Consider the following 16,311-nt stretch of genomic DNA (forward strand, 5'->3'; position numbering starts at 1 on the left):
GCCCAGCCGCCTTAATCCAGCTTGAACTGCGTAACCGCGCTGGCGAGACTCATCGCCTGGCTTTGCAACGCAGCCGCCGCCGCTGTCGATTCCTCGACCAGCGCCGCATTCTGCTGAACCATCTCGTCGAGCTGGCCGACCGCACGATTCACTTCCTGAATGCCACGCGTCTGTTCGTTGGCCGCCTGGGTGATTTCGGAAATGATAGTCGTCACGCTCGCGACGTTGGTGACGATTTCCGTCATCGTTTCGCCGGCCTGGCGCACCTGACCCGAGCCCGACGTCACGCTCGCGACGGTCGCTTCGATCAACGCCTTGATCTCTTTCGCGGCCTGCGCGCTGCGTTGCGCGAGGCTGCGCACTTCACCCGCCACCACGGCGAAACCGCGGCCCTGTTCGCCGGCGCGCGCGGCTTCCACCGCCGCGTTCAACGCGAGAATGTTGGTCTGAAACGCAATCCCGTCGATCACGCCGATGATGTCGGCAATCTTCACCGACGCGTGCTGGATCTCGCCCATCGTGGTGATCACTTCGCCGATCACCACGCCGCCGCGCGAAGCGACCTGGGAGGCGGACACCGCGCTGTCGTCGGCCTGTTTCGCGGCGCTGGCCGACTGCGTGACCGTCGACGTGATTTCCTCCATCGACGCGGCGGTTTGCTGCAAGCTGGCCGCCGCCGATTCGGTACGGCCCGACAGATCGACATTGCCCGACGCGATTTCATTCGCGGCGACCCGCACCGACTCGCTGGCGTCGCGAATCTGCCGCATCACGCGGCTCAGTTTGTCGATGAAGGTGTTGAACGAACGCGCGATCTGCGCGACTTCGTCATGGCCGACAGCGGGCAGCCGTTGCGTGAGATCGCCTGCGCCGGAGCCGATCGCGTCCATCGCGTCGCGCACTTTCGACAGGCGCTGGAACGACACGGCCGTGACGGCGGCCACGATCGCGGCGGCGATGCCGGCGATCACGAGCAGCGCGATCACCGACGTGGTCAGCATCGAGCGCATGGCGGCGGTCGCTTCGGTTTTGTCGAGCGCGACGAGCGCGTACCAGTCGGTGCCGGGGATGGCCTGGGCGCGCAACAGTTTCGCGCTGCCGTTCACGTCCATTTCGAGCGGATGGTCGGCGCCAAAGAGCGCGACGAGCTTGTCGCCGGTGAGGGCCGGCACGAGGTCGGACACGGGCTTTAACGTCAGCTTCGCATCCGGATGCGCGACGATGTGGCCGCTCGCGTCGATCAACATGCCGAAGCTTGCCGGCGTCGGATGAATCGCCTTGACGTTGGCGATCACGCTGTCCATCGCGACGTCGCCGGAGACGACCGCCTTCACCGCGCCGTCGCGCACCACCGGCGCGGCGAACGCGACCACCAGTTTGCCGGTGCCCACGTCGACGTAGGGCGGCGTCACCACCGGTTTGCCCGCTGCGGCCGCCTGCTTGTACCAGGGGCGGCCGGTCGGATCGTAGACGGGTGGGATGCCGGTCGCGTCGGAGAACTTCGCGGTCTTGTCGGCATAGCCGACATATACGTTGGTGAAGCGGCCGGCTGCGGCGATCTGCTTCAACGCCGCGGACGGATCGGGCTGCAGCACCGCGTCCTGCAGCGAGTCGATCATCTGGCTGTTGGCGGCGACCCAGTCGCCGATCCCGTTCGCGTGACCGCTTTCGACCGCACTCAGGTTGCTGGCGATGGAGTCGGTGTTATACGAATCGGCGACGGCATAGTTGAGGATCGCGTTGGCAGCGAGCGCAACCATAACGATAGCGACGCACAGGGCGACGATGCGCGCGCGAATGGACGTGAACATGTGGGGAGTCTTTCGGAGTGAGCAGTGAGCCAAAGTCGGCGAGGCGGGAGCCTCAGCCAAGGTATACGGCCTGGGCGCGGCGGACTTGAGCGTGGCGTGCGTTCCGCAGCTTGCGGTTGCGGATGTTGTGTGGCGAGCCGCGTGCGGCGGCGCGCGGCGCTGAATGTTTTTTCGCGCGCCGCTGTTTTGAGCGGTCGCTGAAAAGAAACAGCGCCCGGCGGCATACGCTCACCAGGCGCTGTATTCAACCAGCAATAACGCGACGCGTTCGTCGCTACGCTATGCACCGCGAAGCCGGCGGCGGCCGTTCATTTGGCCGGTCGGCTGCGTGCCCGATGCTCAACTGCCCAGCGCCGGATCGCTCATGCTGCTCTCACCAGTCTCCACATGGCCGGCGAGGCGCCACACGAACGCCGTGTCGGTATCGACCGTGATCGCGAGGTCGTACCAGCCGTGCGCATTGCGCAGATCGAGGTAGAGCCGTTCGGAATCGCCGCCGCGCACCGCATGCCTGATCGCGTTGTTTGCGTCGTACGCGTTGACGATCGTGAACCGGCAACGCGCGCTGCCCACGTTTTCCAGCCGCAGTTGCAGATTACCGTTCGCTACGTCGTAACCCTCGGCGATTTCCGGCCGCGCGATGTCCGAGCCGTTCCACCAGTTGCGCGCAACCGCTTTGCCCGCGAAACGCCGCAGAAAGCCGTTCGGTCCGTGCACGGTGAAGTCGTAGCTGCCGTCGGCATTCAACGGCAACTGATCCTGCAGCCGCTTGCCGGCTTCGACCGTATAGGTGCGCGGCGCGTCGGCACTCTGCACGGCGTACACGAGGAACACCGCGCCGGCGCGGCCGGTGTTGACGAAGCGCATCGTCAACTGCTTCGCCGAGCCGTCGCCGTGCACGCGCACGAACAGTTCGTACGGCAACGCGCGCGCGGGGCGCACGCCGGCTTCCTGCTTCGGCAGCGCCTGCGCGGACGGCGGTTGCGGTACGTAGTCCTTCTGGCGATTCTGATTGGGTGGCACGTAGGCGCTCGTGCTCGGCAGGGTCGGCCACGTGTCGTTCGGATTGCTGAAATTGAACGCCGACAGCAAATCGCCGCACACCGCGCGACGCCACGGCGTGATGTTCGATTCGCCGAGGTTGTGTTGATGGCCGAAACGCTTTTCGATGAAGCGGATCACCGACGTATGGTCGAACGTTTCCGAGCACACGTAGCCGCCTTTCGACCACGGCGACACGACCAGCATCGGCACACGCGGTCCGAGTCCGTAGGGGGCCGCGGCCGTTTTCGGGTCGCCCGGATAGATTTCGTTGCTGATGTCGACGGTGGACAGGCCGTTGGCGTTCGAAGCCGCCGCGAAAGGCGGCGCGATGTGATCGAAGAAGCCGTCGTTCTCGTCGTAGTTGATCAGCAGCACGGTCTTGCTCCACACATCGGGATTCGACGTGAGAATCTGCAGGACCTGATCGATGTACCACGCGCCGTAATTCGAAGGCCAGTTCGGATGCTCCGAATACGCTTCGGGCGCGACGATCCACGACACTTGCGGCAGCGTGTTGTTCTGCACGTCGCGCTTGAGAATGTCGAAGTAGCCGTCGCCTTTGGCAGCGTTGGTGCCGGTGCGCGCGTTGTCGTAGAGCGGATTGCCGGGCTGCGCGGTGCGATACTGGTTGAAGTAGAGCAGCGAGTTGTCGCCGTAGTTGCCGATGTACGGGTTCTGCGTCCAGCCCCACGAACCGTTGGCGTCGAGACCGTTGCCGATGTCCTGATAGATCTTCCACGAGATGCCCGCGTTCTGCAGCACTTCCGGATAAGTGGACCAGCTGTAGCCGAGTTCCGAGTTGTCGATCACCGGACCGCGGCCGTTGCCGTCGTTGCCCACCCAGCCGCTCCACATGTAGTAGCGGTTCGGGTCCGTCGGGCCCATCAGCGAGCAGTGGTACGCGTCGCAGATCGTGAACGCGTCGGCGAGCTGATAGTGAAACGGGATGTCGTCGCGCGTGAGGTAGGCCATCGTCGTCGAGCCCTTGGCGGGCACCCACTGGTCGTTGCGGCCGCCGTTCCAGGCCGCATGCGTGCTGTCCCAGTCGTGCGCGAGATCCTGCAGGAACTGCAGGCCCAGGTTCGGCGCGGTAGGACGGAACGGCAGCACGAAATCTGAGTTGGCGGCATCCGCCGCGAGCGGTTGATACCACACCGGCTTGCCATTCGGCAGATTGATCGTGCGCGTGTCGCCGAAACCGCGTACGCCTTTGAGCGTGCCGAAGTAGTGATCGAAGGAACGGTTTTCCTGCATCAGCACGACGATGTGTTCGACGTCGCGAATCGAGCCGGTCCGGTTGTTGGCCGGAATGGCAAGCGCGTTGCGAATGCCCAGCGGCAACATGCTCAGCGCGGTAGCGGAACCAGCGGCGTGCGCGGCGGAGCGCAGAAAATCACGGCGATTTTTTGAGGTCATGGTTTTGGCTTTCGATCTTCGGTTGACGAACGATACAGGCGGCGCGGAACTCAATCCACGGTATGGATCACAGGCGTGGCGAGCGGTGCCGTGGCGGCGGTGGATAGTGGCGCGCCGGTGTTTGACGCGGGCAGTGCTGGGGTTTGAATCGTGAGCGCGGGCGGCGCGGATTCGGCCTGCAATGAGTTTGCAGATGCCATTGCCGCTGGGTTGCCGTGGTCGGCGAGGCTGTCCGCCGAGCCGGGCGTGCCCGTGTTTGTTGCATGGTCATCGGTCGCATCGTTGTCACATGCGCCAATCAGCGCGCATAGCGAAGCGGCGATCAGCGCAGACGCCAAACGTTTGCGCTGCAACGCGAGTGAGGACTTCCACACAGAGGGCATGACAACGTCTCCGGCACGGGGATGGGCGCCAGGGCATCCATGTGCCGAGGTCAGCGATGCGGCAGCATAGTCGCTTACCTGTGTAAGTTTTATGAAGAAAGGGTGAGGAAACAGGCGGGCGCTGATGCCGCTGCCCGTTGGGCGGGCGAGGGCGGCGGCGATAGTGCGGCTTGACGGTCGCAGTTCAGACGCGGCGACGGCGCGCGCGCTTCAGAGTTTGAGGGCGGGTTGCGTTTGGAGTGGTTGACTGTTTCCTGTTGCAGCGACCTTTGCGCTGAATGTCGCCATAGTCACTGTCGTTGCGACGAAACAAAGGCCGCAATCGCATCATTCAACTGACCGGGCGCATCCCGATGCGGCGAATGTCCGCAAGCGTCGAGCTTGACGAGCTGCGCTTGCGGCACACGAGCGGCGATCGTATCGATCTGCGCCATCGTCCCGTAGTTGTCGTCGTGGCCCTGTATCGCGAGCAGCGGCTGGCGGATCGACGCCAGTTCCGCCGTAATCGACCACTGCCTGAACGCGGGGTTCAACCAGATATCGTTCCAGCCATAGAACGCTGAATCGACATCGGCGTGATAGCGGCCGAGCTTCGCGCGCAAGTCCGTGGTTTCGTAGAGCTGCTTCGTCTGCGCGATGCTCTCCACCGAGATGTCTTCGACGAACACATGCGGTGCGATCACCACCGCGCCCACCAGTTCGTCGGGATGCAGCGCCGCGTACAGCAGCGCGATCGAGCCGCCGTCGCTATGGCCGACGACCCACATGCGCTTGCGCTCGCGCGTGTCGATAGCGAGCGCGTTGAGCAGAGCGGGGAGAATGTCGCGCGCCTGGTCCGTCATGAAATGGACGGGCCATTTCACATCACGCGCGCGCGGCGTGGACAGTCCGTAGCCGGGCCGCGAATAAACCAGTCCCCGCATGCCGAGCCGCTCGCACAACGTCTGCGGCCAGTCGCGCCACATTGCGATCGAGCCGAGCCCTTCGTGCAGGAACACGGCGATCGGCGCATCGGCGGCCGTCTCGTTGACCCAGCGATACTCGATGCGCAACGGGCCGTGCGAAGCCGCAGCGGGAAGTTCAGCGAAACTGCTGGCCGCGGGTGTGACAGCGGCGGCAGCAGCGGCGGCAAGGGCGGGGTTCTGCATGGATCACCTTATGACAGTTCGCGCAGTTTGAAGCGTTGAATTTTGCCGGTGGCGGTCTTGGGCAAATCGTCGGTGAAGACGATGTCGCGCGGATACTTGTGCGGCGCGAGCCGTGCCTTGACGAAGGCCTTCAACTCGTCCGCGAGTATCTCAGACGGCGCGAAGTCGCGCTTCAATACGACGAACGCGCGGGTCTTCACGAGGCCGCCGTGATCGACGCCGACCACCGCCGCTTCGAGCACCGCATTGTGCTGCACGAGCACCATCTCCACCTCGACGGGCGACACGTACTGGCCGCTGACTTTCAGCATGTCGTCGCTGCGGCCCGCGTACACGTAGCAGCCATTCGGCAGCCGGCGATACTTGTCGCCGCTGCGAATCCATTCGCCGAGAAACGTCGCGCGCGACTTCTCGCGATTGCTCCAGTACATCAGCGCCGCGCTCGGCCCCTTGATAAACAGATCGCCGATTTCGCCATCGGGCACCGGATGACCGGCTTCGTCGCGCAGCTCCACTTCGTAGCCCGGCACCGGACGGCCGGTCGTGCCGTACTCGACTTCGCCGCCGCGATTCGACAGAAAGATATGCAGCATCTCGGTCGAGCCGATGCCGTCGAGAATCTCGGCGCCGAAGTGCGCGGTGAAGCGCTCGCCGATTTCACGCGGCAAGGCTTCGCCCGCCGACGCGCACACCCGCATCGCTACATCGGCGCGCGCGGGCAGGTTGGGTGACACCAGCATGCTCGCGTACAGCGTGGGCACGCCATAGAAAATGGTCGGACGATGCCGTACGAGACGCGCGAAAATCGCGTCGGCGGTGGGGCGCTCCGCCATCAGGACGGCGGTGGCGCCGACCGACAGCGGAAAGGTCAGCGCGTTGCCGAGCCCGTACGCAAAGAACAGTTTGGCCGCCGAAAACACCACGTCGCTTTCAACGATCCCCAGCACCGGCTTGGCGTACAACTCGGCGGTCCAGTACAGATTCGCATGCGTGTGGACTGTGCCTTTCGGCTTGCCGGTCGAGCCGGACGAATACAGCCAGAACGCGATGTCGTCGCCACTGCTCGCGCAGGCCTTGACGGCCGGTTCGGCGGCGTCGATCAGCTGGTTCAGCCGGGGCGCCGAAGGCGGCGTGCCGTCGAGCGGTTCAGAGACGATCAGCTGGCAGCCGTCATGTTCGACGCTAGCCATCGCCTCGGTGACGTTCGGCAGTAACGCCCCCGACGCGATGACGGCGCGCGCGTGACTGTGCGTGAGCATGTACACATAGTCGGCGGGGCTGAGCAACGTATTCGCGACCACCGGCACGACGCCCGCATACAGTGCGCCGAGAAACGCGATCGGCAATGCGACGGTATCGAGCATCACGAGCAGCACGCGTTCCTCGGGATGCACGCCGAGCGTGCGCAGCGCGGTCGCGAAGCGGCGCGCGCGTTCTTCGAGTTCGCCGTAAGTGGTGGTGCCGGTGTCGTCGATATAGGCGATCTTGCCGGCGCGCGCTTCATTCAACCGGAACAGATGCGTGGCGAAATTGAATAGCGGGGGCGGCGGCGCGACCGTCGCCGCGGACTGCGCGGTGGGCTGCGCAGTGGGCTGGTTTGCAGCTGTCTCCAGCAGGGATTCCATATGTCTCCTCCATCGGTGGGGGCGATCCGGCTGTTTTGTGCTCGTGATCCGCGCGATGCTTGCTGCTCGCCTCGTGCCGCTAGGCCATGGCGGGGTGAGTCGTTTGCGTCAGTGTGTCGATGGCCGCGCCTGGCGCCTGGACCGCGCAGCGCCGATGATACAAACCGAGCGCGCGCAAGCCGCCGAGTTCTTCCCCGCCGCCCGCGCGGCCGGGGCCGCCATGCAGCGACATCGGCATCACGTTGCCGTGCCCGGTCTGACTTTGCTGGACCGATGGCGAGATCGCATGCACGCGTCCGTGCGAATCGGCGAGTTCCAGCGCGAGCTGGCCGCAATGCGCATCGTCGTTCGAATAGATCGATGCGACCAGCGAGCCCTGACCACGTCGCGCGAGCGCGACGGCGTGCGCTTCAGGAAGTCCGCTGGCGTCGGCGGCGACGCGATAGGGCGCCACCGTCGCGACTGGTCCGAATACTTCGACATCGTGCAGCAGCGTCGCGCTGTCCGGATCATTCACCACGAACAGATGCGGCCCGACGCAAGCCGCGATCGCCGGGTCCGCATCGATCAGCGGTGCGGCCGAGCCGTCGAACGCGAGCACCGCTTCCTCACGCAACGCGGCGATGCCGGCCAGCACGTTCTCGTATTGCTCGCGGCTCACGAGCGCGCCCATCCGCACGGCTTCGTTGCGCGGATTACCGACGCTGATTTTCGCGAGCTTCGTGTTGAGCGCATCGAGCACAGCCTCGAGCGCGGCTTCCGGCACGAACGCGCGGCGGATCGCCGTGCATTTCTGCCCGGACTTCACGGTCATTTCGCGCACCACTTCCTTGATGAACAAGTCGAACACGGGAGTGTCGGGCGTTGCATCGGCGCACAGAATCGCGCTGTTCAGACTGTCGGCCTCGACGTTCAGACGCGCGCCGTGCCGCACGAAAGCCGGGTGCGCGCGCAAGGTGGCGGCGGTGTCCGCCGAGCCGGTGAACGACACCACGTCGAAGGGCTGAATCTGATCGAGCAGGCCCGCGGAGCTGCCGCAGATCACGGAGAGCGCGCCGGCCGGCAGAATGCCCGCGTCGACCACATCGGCGACCATGCGTTGCGTGAGCCACGCGGTTGCCGTGGCGGGCTTGACGATGACCGGCACGCCCGACAGCAGCGCGGGCGCCGCCTTTTCCCACAGACCCCAGGATGGAAAGTTGAACGCATTGATGAAGAGCGCAATGCCGCGTGTCGGCACGAGCACGTGCTGGACGCTGAACGATTGATCCTTGCTCAGCGGCACGGCGTTGCCTTCGCGCAGCGCGTGCACGTCGCCGAGCGATGCGCCGAGTTTCGCGTAGTACGACAAAGTAAAGATGCCGCCGTCGATATCGACCGCCGAGTCATTGCGCGTGGTGCCGGAGTTCGCGGTGGCGATCGCATAGTAGTCGTCACGCTTGGCTTGCAGCAGCTTGACGATTTGGCCAAGGCGCGCCGCGCGCTGCGCGTAGGTCAGCGCGCGCAGCGCGGCGCCGGCCTGGTCGCGCGCAAAGCCGAAGGCCTGCGGGAGATTGAGTCCATCGCTCGACACGCGCACGAGCGCTTCGCCCGTCACCGGATCGGTCAGCGTCGTGCCCACGCCGCTGCCCGCGATCCACTGGCCGGCGACATGGTTCTTCAGGAGTTCGGTCATGGCTGTATCGAGGGGGGAAATCAGGCGGAAGTGAATTCGATCGCGCCTTGCGGCAACAGATACAGCACCAGCGCCTCACCGTTCGCGACGGTCGGGCGATGCGCGGAGCCGGGGCCGTACACGCACCAGCCGGCCGGGTGGCCGTCGAACGTCGCGCCTGCGGTGAGCGGCATGATCAGATCGATCTCGCCGTGCGGATGAACGTGATGCGGACCGGCAATGTCCTGCATATCGACGACGTCGACGGAAAAGCCGTGGGTCTCGGGCAGCGGCTTGAAGATGCGGCCGTAGCGAATGCCGCCGCCTTCGCGGTTGCACAGCCAGCCTTCCTTGACGCCGGTGCGGCACGCATTCGCGAGTTCGCGGAAGGTCGCGCTGTCGGCCGGGTAGGTGTCGTTCAGCCATGCCGCGAGCTGGCCGTCGAGCGGACGGCCGGCAAGTTGCTCAGTGACGCCCGCGATCAGGCGCTGGAATTCATGTGGGGACATGCGAGCCTCCAGATCAGCGCGCTCACGCAGCCAGGGTGCCTCGGCACCCGAATGCCTGCGTATTGCCGCGCAGTCTCCATGACGCTGCCGAAGGCGCTCGGCCGCGTTTGTTATTGGATCAATATTTGGCGAAAATTAAACGTTCACCAGGTGCGTGTCAAGCACTATAGTACATATATCGCAGCCACAAGGTGGTAAAACATGAATCAAAAGTACTCACCCGCGGCGCTGGGCGAGGCCGCCGCCGACGACACGAACCGCGCTGAGCCCGCGGAGCGCGGCGGCGAACGCGAAGAGCGCGATCCGTTTCTGACCGCGATGGGCGAACGGGTGCGCCTGCTGCGCGCGCGGCGCGGCATGACGCGCAAGACGCTTGCCAGCGAAACCGGCCTGTCGGAACGGCATCTGGCGAATCTGGAATCGGGGGTCGGCAACGCGTCGGTGCTGGTCCTGCGGCAGCTCGCGGGTGCGCTGAACTGCTCGCTCGCCGAAGTGATCGGCGACGAAACCACCGCATCCGCCGAATGGCTGCTGATCCGCGAACTGCTGCAAGGCCGCGATCAGGCCGCGTTGCAGCGCGCCCGCGTGGCGCTGGCCGAGATGTTCGCGCAAGCGCCGCGCGACCCGAATCGCAAGAACCGGATCGCGCTGATCGGTCTGCGCGGCGCGGGCAAATCGACCTTCGGCCGGATGCTGGCGCAGGAACGCAAGGTGCCGTTCGTCGAGTTGACGCGCGTGATCGAGCAGATGGCCGGCTGCCCGCCGTCGGAGATTCACTCGCTGTATGGAGCGAGCGCTTACCGGCGCTATGAACATCGTGCGCTCGAGGCCGTGATTCAGGAGCACGAGCGCGCGGTGATCGCGTCGCCGGGCGGGCTGGTGTCGGAGTCGGGCACGTTCAACGCGCTGCTGTCGCACTGCTTCACCGTGTGGCTGCAGGCCACGCCGGAAGAACATATGCGCCGCGTCGTCGCGCAAGGCGATCTGCGGCCGATGTCGGGCAACAAGGAGGCGATGGACGACCTGAAGCGCATCCTGGCGGGCCGTGGCGAGTTGTACGGCCGTGCCGACATGACCTTCGACACCAGCGAGAAAACGCTGGCCGACGCCTACCTGCAACTGCGCGACCGGCTCGCCGCGCGCCTCGCGGCGGAATCGCCGGACGACGTGCGGGTGGGTTGACCTGCAACGAGGGATCAGGGTTTACTAACGAACATGCATTAAAGTGCTTTACACGGGGTTTACAGTGCACTATTGTTCAAAAAAACAGATTTGCACCGTCCAGTCAGGAGACGCCCCATGTCCGCAGCAGAAACCGCCGTCGCGCCGGTCGACTACCGCACCGATCCCTCGCAATACAAGCACTGGAAGCTGAGCTTCAACGGTCCCGTCGCGACGCTCGGGATCGACATCGCCGAAGACGGCGGCATCCGCGACGGCTACAAGCTGAAGCTGAATTCATACGATCTGGGCGTCGACATCGAACTGCACGACGCGATACAACGCATCCGCTTCGAACATCCGGAAGTCAAGACCGTCGTGCTGACCAGCCTCAAGGACCGCGTGTTCTGCTCGGGCGCCAATATCTTCATGCTAGGTCTGTCCACGCATGCGTGGAAGGTCAACTTCTGCAAGTTCACCAACGAAACGCGCAACGGTCTGGAAGATTCATCGCGTCACTCAGGTCTGAAGTTTCTCGCGGCGGTGAACGGCGCCTGCGCGGGCGGCGGCTATGAACTCGCGCTGGCCTGCGACGAAATCTATCTGATCGACGACCGCTCGTCGTCGGTGTCGCTGCCCGAAGTGCCGCTGCTCGGCGTGCTGCCGGGTACCGGCGGACTGACGCGCGTCACGGACAAGCGCAAGGTGCGCCACGATCGCGCCGATATCTTCTGCACGGTGGTCGAAGGCGTGCGCGGCGAGCGCGCGAAGGCATGGCGTCTGGTCGATGAAGTCGTGAAGCCGAACCAGTTCAATCAGGCGATCCAGGCGCGCGCGTTGGAACTCGCCGCGCAAAGCGACCGCCCGGATAACGCGCAAGGCGTGGTGCTCGCGCGTATCGAACGCACCGATCGCGCAGACGGGCTCACCTACCCGACACTCGACGTGACGATCGATCGCGCGAAGCGCATCGCCACGTTCACCACCAAAGCCCCGCGCACCGAAGCGCCCACGCAGATCGACGCGATCGTCGCGGCGGGCGTGAACTGGTGGCCGCTGCAATTCGCCCGCGAACTCGACGACGCGATCCTGTCGATGCGCACCAACGAACTGGAAATCGGCACCTGGGTCTTCAAGACCGAAGGCGACGCCCGCATGCTGCTCGCCGCCGACGCCACGCTGCTGCAGTACAAGGACCACTGGTTCGTACGCGAGACCATCGGGCTGTTGCGCCGCACCCTCGCGCGCATCGACGTGTCGTCGCGCTCGCTGTTCGCGCTGATCGAGCCGGGCTCGTGTTTCGCCGGCACCTTCGCGGAACTCGCTTTCGCCGCCGACCGCACTTACATGGCCGCGTTGCCGGACAACGAGGACGAGGAGCCGGCCGTCACACTGTCGGAAGTCAACTTCGGTCTCTATCCGATGGTCACGCAGCAGTCGCGGCTCGCCCGGCGCTTCTATGAAGAGGCAGAACCGCTCGACGCCGCGCGCTCGCGAATCGGCCAGCCCGTCAGGCCGGTTGAAGCCGAGCGCCTCGGCCTCGTGACCGCGTCGCCCGACGATATCGACTGGGCCGACGAAATCCGCATCGCGCTCGAGGAACGCGCCGCGATGTCGCCGGATGCGCTGACCGGCCTCGAAGCGAATCTGCGCTTCAACGGCCCGGAAACGATGGAGACGCGCATCTTCGGCCGTCTTACCGCGTGGCAGAACTGGATTTTCAACCGGCCGAACGCAGTGGGCGAGAAGGGTGCGCTCAAGGTGTACGGCAAGGGCAGCAAGGCGCAATTCGACGTCTCGCGCGTTTGATGTTCACTTGAACCCGCGCATGAAGATGAGCCACATGCAGCGCCCACTTCACGCCAGCAACGCAACCTGACGCAACGCCACCACCCGATACGCGCCTCTCACCGTCAGCATTGCAGCTTCCGAACAGGGAACCGACCATGTCAACGATCAACTACAGCGAAAAGATTCCGAACAACGTCAACCTAGCCGACGACCGCACGCTGCAACGCGCGCTCGAACAATGGCAGCCGAATTTTCTGTCGTGGTGGGGCGATATGGGCCCGGAAGGCTCGCACGGCTACGACGTTTATCTGCGCACGGCGGTGAGCGTCGATGCGGGCGGCTGGGCGCACTTCGACTACGTGAAGATGCCGGAGTATCGCTGGGGGATTTTCCTCACGCCCGGCGAGCAGGACCGCAAGATCCACTTCGGCGAGCACAAGGGCGAGGCGGCATGGCAGGACGTGCCCGGCGAGCATCGCGCGAACCTGCGCCGCATCATCGTCACGCAAGGGGACACGGAACCGGCGTCGGTCGAGCAGCAACGTCACCTCGGGCTGACCGCGCCGTCCATGTACGACCTGCGCAACCTGTTCCAGGTCAATGTCGAAGAGGGCCGCCACCTGTGGGCGATGGTCTATCTGCTGCACCGCTTCTTCGGCCGCGACGGCCGTGAGGAAGCCGAAGCATTGCTCGGCCGCCGCTCGGGCGACGAAGACAATCCGCGCATTCTTGGCGCGTTCAACGAGAAAACGCCGGACTGGCTCGCGTTCTACATGTTCACGTACTTCACCGACCGCGACGGCAAGTTCCAGTTATCGGCGCTCGCCGAGTCGGGCTTCGATCCGCTTGCGCGCACCACCAAGTTCATGCTGACCGAGGAAGCGCATCACATGTTCGTCGGCGAATCGGGCGTGTCGCGCGTGATCCAGCGCACCGCCCAGGTGATGAACGAACTCGGCACCGACGATGTCGCGAAGATTCGCGCGGCCGGCGTGATCGATCTGCCGACCATCCAGCGCTATCTGAACTTCCATTACTCCGTGACGATCGACCTGTTCGGCGCCGATCATTCGTCGAACGCGGCGACCTTCTATAGCTCGGGCCTGAAGGGCCGCTACGAAGAGAACAAGCGCGCCGACGATCATCAGCTGAACGGCCAGAGCTACAAGCTGCTCGACGTGCAGGACGGCAAGCTGGTCGAGCGCGAAGTGCCGATGCTCAACGCGATGAACGAAGTACTGCGCGACGACTACATCAAGGATTCGGTGGCGGGCGTGGGTCGCTGGAACAAGGTGCTCGAAAAGGCCGGCATCGACTTCCGCATGACGGTGCCGCATAAAGCGTTCAACCGGCAGATCGGCACTTTCGCGGGCACCCGCGTGTCGCCCGATGGCCGCGTGATCAGCGAAACCGAATGGGCCGCCAACGAGGCGAAGTGGCTCGCGTCGCCGGAAGACCGCGCATTCGTCGCGTCGCTGATGGGCCGCGTCACCGAAGCCGGCAAGTTCGCGAACTGGATTGCGCCGCCCGCGATGGGCGTGAACCGTCAGCCGATCGATTTCGAATACGTGCGCTTTAACTGAACGCGCGGCAGGCGCGTAGCACGCGACGCGCCGCAGCACCATGGTGGAGGAAGTGATGAACGGCCCAGTATCGATCGAAGTTCTGAGGCAGCATCTGATCGATCCGGAAATCTGCATTCGCTGCAATACCTGCGAAGAGACTTGCCCGGTCGATGCGATCACGCACGACGACAACAACTATGTGGTCAAGGCGGACATCTGCAACGGCTGCATGGCGTGCGTGCCGCCGTGCCCGACCGGCGCGATCGACAACTGGCGCACCGTGCTGAAGGCCGACGCGTATCCGATCGAAGAACAGTTCACATGGGACGTGCTGCCGGAGCAGAACACCATGGCGGTGGCCGCCGCGGATGAGTCGCCGGGCGGCGGCGCGTCAGGCGACACGGCCGCGGAGGCGAGCGGAATCGAAGTGGACACGGTGCGCGGCTCGGTCGTGCCGCCGTGGTCGGCCGCGAAGCCTTACGTCAATCTCTACACGCACAAGGCGCCGACCACCGCGGCGGTGGTCGGCAACTACCGGCTCACCGACAGCACGACCGACAGCGACATTCATCACATCGTGCTCGATTTCGGCTCGATGCCGTTTCCGGTTCTGGAAGGACAGTCGATCGGCATTCTGCCGCCCGGCGCGAGCGCCGATGGCCGCGCCCATCACGCGCGCCAGTATTCGGTGGCGAGTCCGCGCGACGGCGAGCGGCCCGGTTACAACAACGTGTCGCTGACGGTCAAGCGCGTGTCCGAGCAACATGGCGACGCGATCGACGGCGTCTGCTCGAACTATCTGTGCGATCTGAAGAAGGGCGACGTGGTCAACGTGATCGGCCCGTTTGGCAGCACCTTCCTGATGCCGAATCATCCGAACTCGCATCTGTTGATGATCTGCACGGGCACTGGCTCCGCGCCGATGCGCGCGATGACCGAGTATCGCCGGCGCAGGCGTCTGAAAGGCGCGACCGGCAAGCTGATGCTGTTCTTCGGCGCACGGACCAAGGAAGAGTTGCCGTACTTCGGGCCGCTCACGAATCTGCCGAAGGATTTCATCGACACGAATCTGGCCTTTTCACGCACGCCGGGTCAGGCGAAACGCTACGTGCAGGACGCGATGCGCGAGCGCGCGGTTGATGTCGCGAACATGCTCAGGGACGACAATACGCACATCTACGTGTGCGGCTTGAAGGGCATGGAAGACGGTGTGCTGCAAGCGCTCAAGGAGATCGGCGAGCAGCATCAGATGGATTGGGAAGCGCTGTGGGCGAAACTGAAGCGGGAAGGGCGGCTGCATCTGGAGACGTACTGAAGCGCCACGCTTTCACAACGCGTCGATATGACGAGACCCTCAATGAAGGCCCCGCGAGTCGGCAAGATTCGCGGGGCCTTCGTTCGTGTTTCATCGTGACGGATCGGACCCGTCCTCGTGCTGCGACGGCGACACCGCTCCGCAGGCGCGGATCACCAGTTGCACCACTTCCTCGGTGGTTGCGTCGAACGCTTTCTGCGTCAACGCGCGCTTGCCTTTAAGCGCGCGAATCTGCGCGTCGAAGTCGGCGTAATGCTGGGTGGTGGCCCAGATCATGTACATCAAGGTCTGCGCGTTCACCGGCGCGAGCAGGCCGCGCGCAATCCACTCGTCGATTACTTTGACCCGGCTGTCGAGCCACGGCTTCACGCGCCCCTTGAGAATGTCTTCCATGTGCTCCGCGCCGTGGATGATCTCGCTCGCCCACACCTTCGAGCCGAGCGGCCGGCGGCGCGACAACTCCATTTTCGCGCGCACGTACCCGCCGATCGCCTCGACCGGGTCGTCGCTGCATTCGAACGTGTCGGCCGCTTTGTGCCAGTCTTCGAACAGGTCTTCGAGCACACGCCGGTATAGCGCGAGCTTGGTCGGGAAGTAGTAGTGCACGTTGGCTTTCGGTAAGCCTGCACGCTCCGCGATCATCGCGGTGCTCGCGCCGTCGAGTCCGCGTTCGGCGAAAACCGCCTCGGCGCACGCCAGCAGATGCGCTTCGTTCGACTCGCGAATGTGCGCCTTGCGCCGCCGCAAAGGCGCACGCGTTTCGTTGTTTTCCGTGATGCTGGCCGCCACGTCGTCGTCTCTCATGTTCGCCTTCGGCGGCATGTGTGCCGCGTCGCGCTTCATTCTAGTCGGTTGATGCGGTGTCCACACGCGCATTTTTTTTGCGCGA

Annotated in this window: 12 protein-coding genes; 4 read left to right on the forward strand and 8 right to left on the reverse strand. The window is 64.6% G+C overall.

Going from position 1 to position 16,311, the window contains the following annotated elements; translation table 11 throughout:
- Nucleotides 1–11: 11 nt before the first annotated feature.
- From FVF58_RS00615 to FVF58_RS00645, 7 genes are all read right to left on the reverse strand, one after another.
- A complete protein-coding gene (locus FVF58_RS00615; RefSeq protein ID WP_149668017.1) occupies nucleotides 12–1,811 on the reverse strand; it encodes a methyl-accepting chemotaxis protein in 1,800 nt (599 codons plus the stop codon).
- Nucleotides 1,812–2,150: 339 nt separating this feature from the next.
- Nucleotides 2,151–4,271 (reverse strand): phosphocholine-specific phospholipase C, encoded by a 2,121-nt coding sequence (locus FVF58_RS00620; RefSeq protein WP_149668018.1) that lies wholly within the window; start codon nucleotides 4,269–4,271, stop codon nucleotides 2,151–2,153.
- 50 nt (nucleotides 4,272–4,321) lie between these two features.
- Nucleotides 4,322–4,654: a hypothetical protein gene (locus tag FVF58_RS00625; RefSeq protein ID WP_149668019.1), complete on the reverse strand. Its 333-nt coding sequence runs from the start codon at nucleotides 4,652–4,654 to the stop codon at nucleotides 4,322–4,324.
- Between the two features lie 290 nt (nucleotides 4,655–4,944).
- Nucleotides 4,945–5,802 carry an alpha/beta fold hydrolase gene (locus FVF58_RS00630; protein ID WP_149668020.1) on the reverse strand — a complete coding sequence of 286 codons (858 nt, stop codon included), beginning with the start codon at nucleotides 5,800–5,802 and terminating at the stop codon, nucleotides 4,945–4,947.
- A gap of 8 nt (nucleotides 5,803–5,810) precedes the next feature.
- A complete protein-coding gene (locus FVF58_RS00635; RefSeq protein ID WP_149668021.1) occupies nucleotides 5,811–7,427 on the reverse strand; it encodes a benzoate-CoA ligase family protein in 1,617 nt (538 codons plus the stop codon).
- 79 nt (nucleotides 7,428–7,506) lie between these two features.
- Nucleotides 7,507–9,102: a 3,4-dehydroadipyl-CoA semialdehyde dehydrogenase gene (locus FVF58_RS00640; RefSeq protein ID WP_149668022.1), complete on the reverse strand. Its 1,596-nt coding sequence runs from the start codon at nucleotides 9,100–9,102 to the stop codon at nucleotides 7,507–7,509.
- Nucleotides 9,103–9,122: 20 nt separating this feature from the next.
- On the reverse strand, nucleotides 9,123–9,590 hold the full coding sequence (locus FVF58_RS00645) for a DUF4863 family protein (protein ID WP_149668023.1): 468 nt from the start codon (nucleotides 9,588–9,590) through the stop codon (nucleotides 9,123–9,125).
- 201 nt (nucleotides 9,591–9,791) lie between these two features.
- On the opposite strand from FVF58_RS00645, the gene FVF58_RS00650 reads away from it, so the two are divergent.
- The 4 genes from FVF58_RS00650 (at nucleotide 9,792) to boxA (ending at nucleotide 15,422) form a co-directional block, all read left to right on the forward strand.
- On the forward strand, nucleotides 9,792–10,772 hold the full coding sequence (locus FVF58_RS00650; protein ID WP_149668024.1) for a helix-turn-helix transcriptional regulator: 981 nt from the start codon (nucleotides 9,792–9,794) through the stop codon (nucleotides 10,770–10,772).
- A 117-nt stretch (nucleotides 10,773–10,889) separates the two neighbouring features.
- Nucleotides 10,890–12,560, forward strand: coding sequence for a 2,3-epoxybenzoyl-CoA dihydrolase (gene boxC, locus FVF58_RS00655; protein WP_149668025.1), 1,671 nt, complete (start codon nucleotides 10,890–10,892; stop codon nucleotides 12,558–12,560).
- A 137-nt stretch (nucleotides 12,561–12,697) separates the two neighbouring features.
- Nucleotides 12,698–14,125 carry a benzoyl-CoA 2,3-epoxidase subunit BoxB gene (gene boxB, locus FVF58_RS00660; RefSeq protein WP_149668026.1) on the forward strand — a complete coding sequence of 476 codons (1,428 nt, stop codon included), beginning with the start codon at nucleotides 12,698–12,700 and terminating at the stop codon, nucleotides 14,123–14,125.
- A 55-nt stretch (nucleotides 14,126–14,180) separates the two neighbouring features.
- Nucleotides 14,181–15,422 carry a benzoyl-CoA 2,3-epoxidase subunit BoxA gene (gene boxA / locus FVF58_RS00665; protein WP_149668027.1) on the forward strand — a complete coding sequence of 414 codons (1,242 nt, stop codon included), beginning with the start codon at nucleotides 14,181–14,183 and terminating at the stop codon, nucleotides 15,420–15,422.
- A gap of 90 nt (nucleotides 15,423–15,512) precedes the next feature.
- Here boxA and FVF58_RS00670 read toward each other — a convergent pair whose 3' ends face one another.
- Nucleotides 15,513–16,265: a TetR/AcrR family transcriptional regulator gene (locus FVF58_RS00670; RefSeq protein WP_188130672.1), complete on the reverse strand. Its 753-nt coding sequence runs from the start codon at nucleotides 16,263–16,265 to the stop codon at nucleotides 15,513–15,515.
- Nucleotides 16,266–16,311 lie beyond the last annotated feature (46 nt).

The sequence above is a fragment of the Paraburkholderia panacisoli genome (assembly GCF_008369935.1).
Lineage (GTDB): Bacteria > Pseudomonadota > Gammaproteobacteria > Burkholderiales > Burkholderiaceae > Paraburkholderia > Paraburkholderia panacisoli.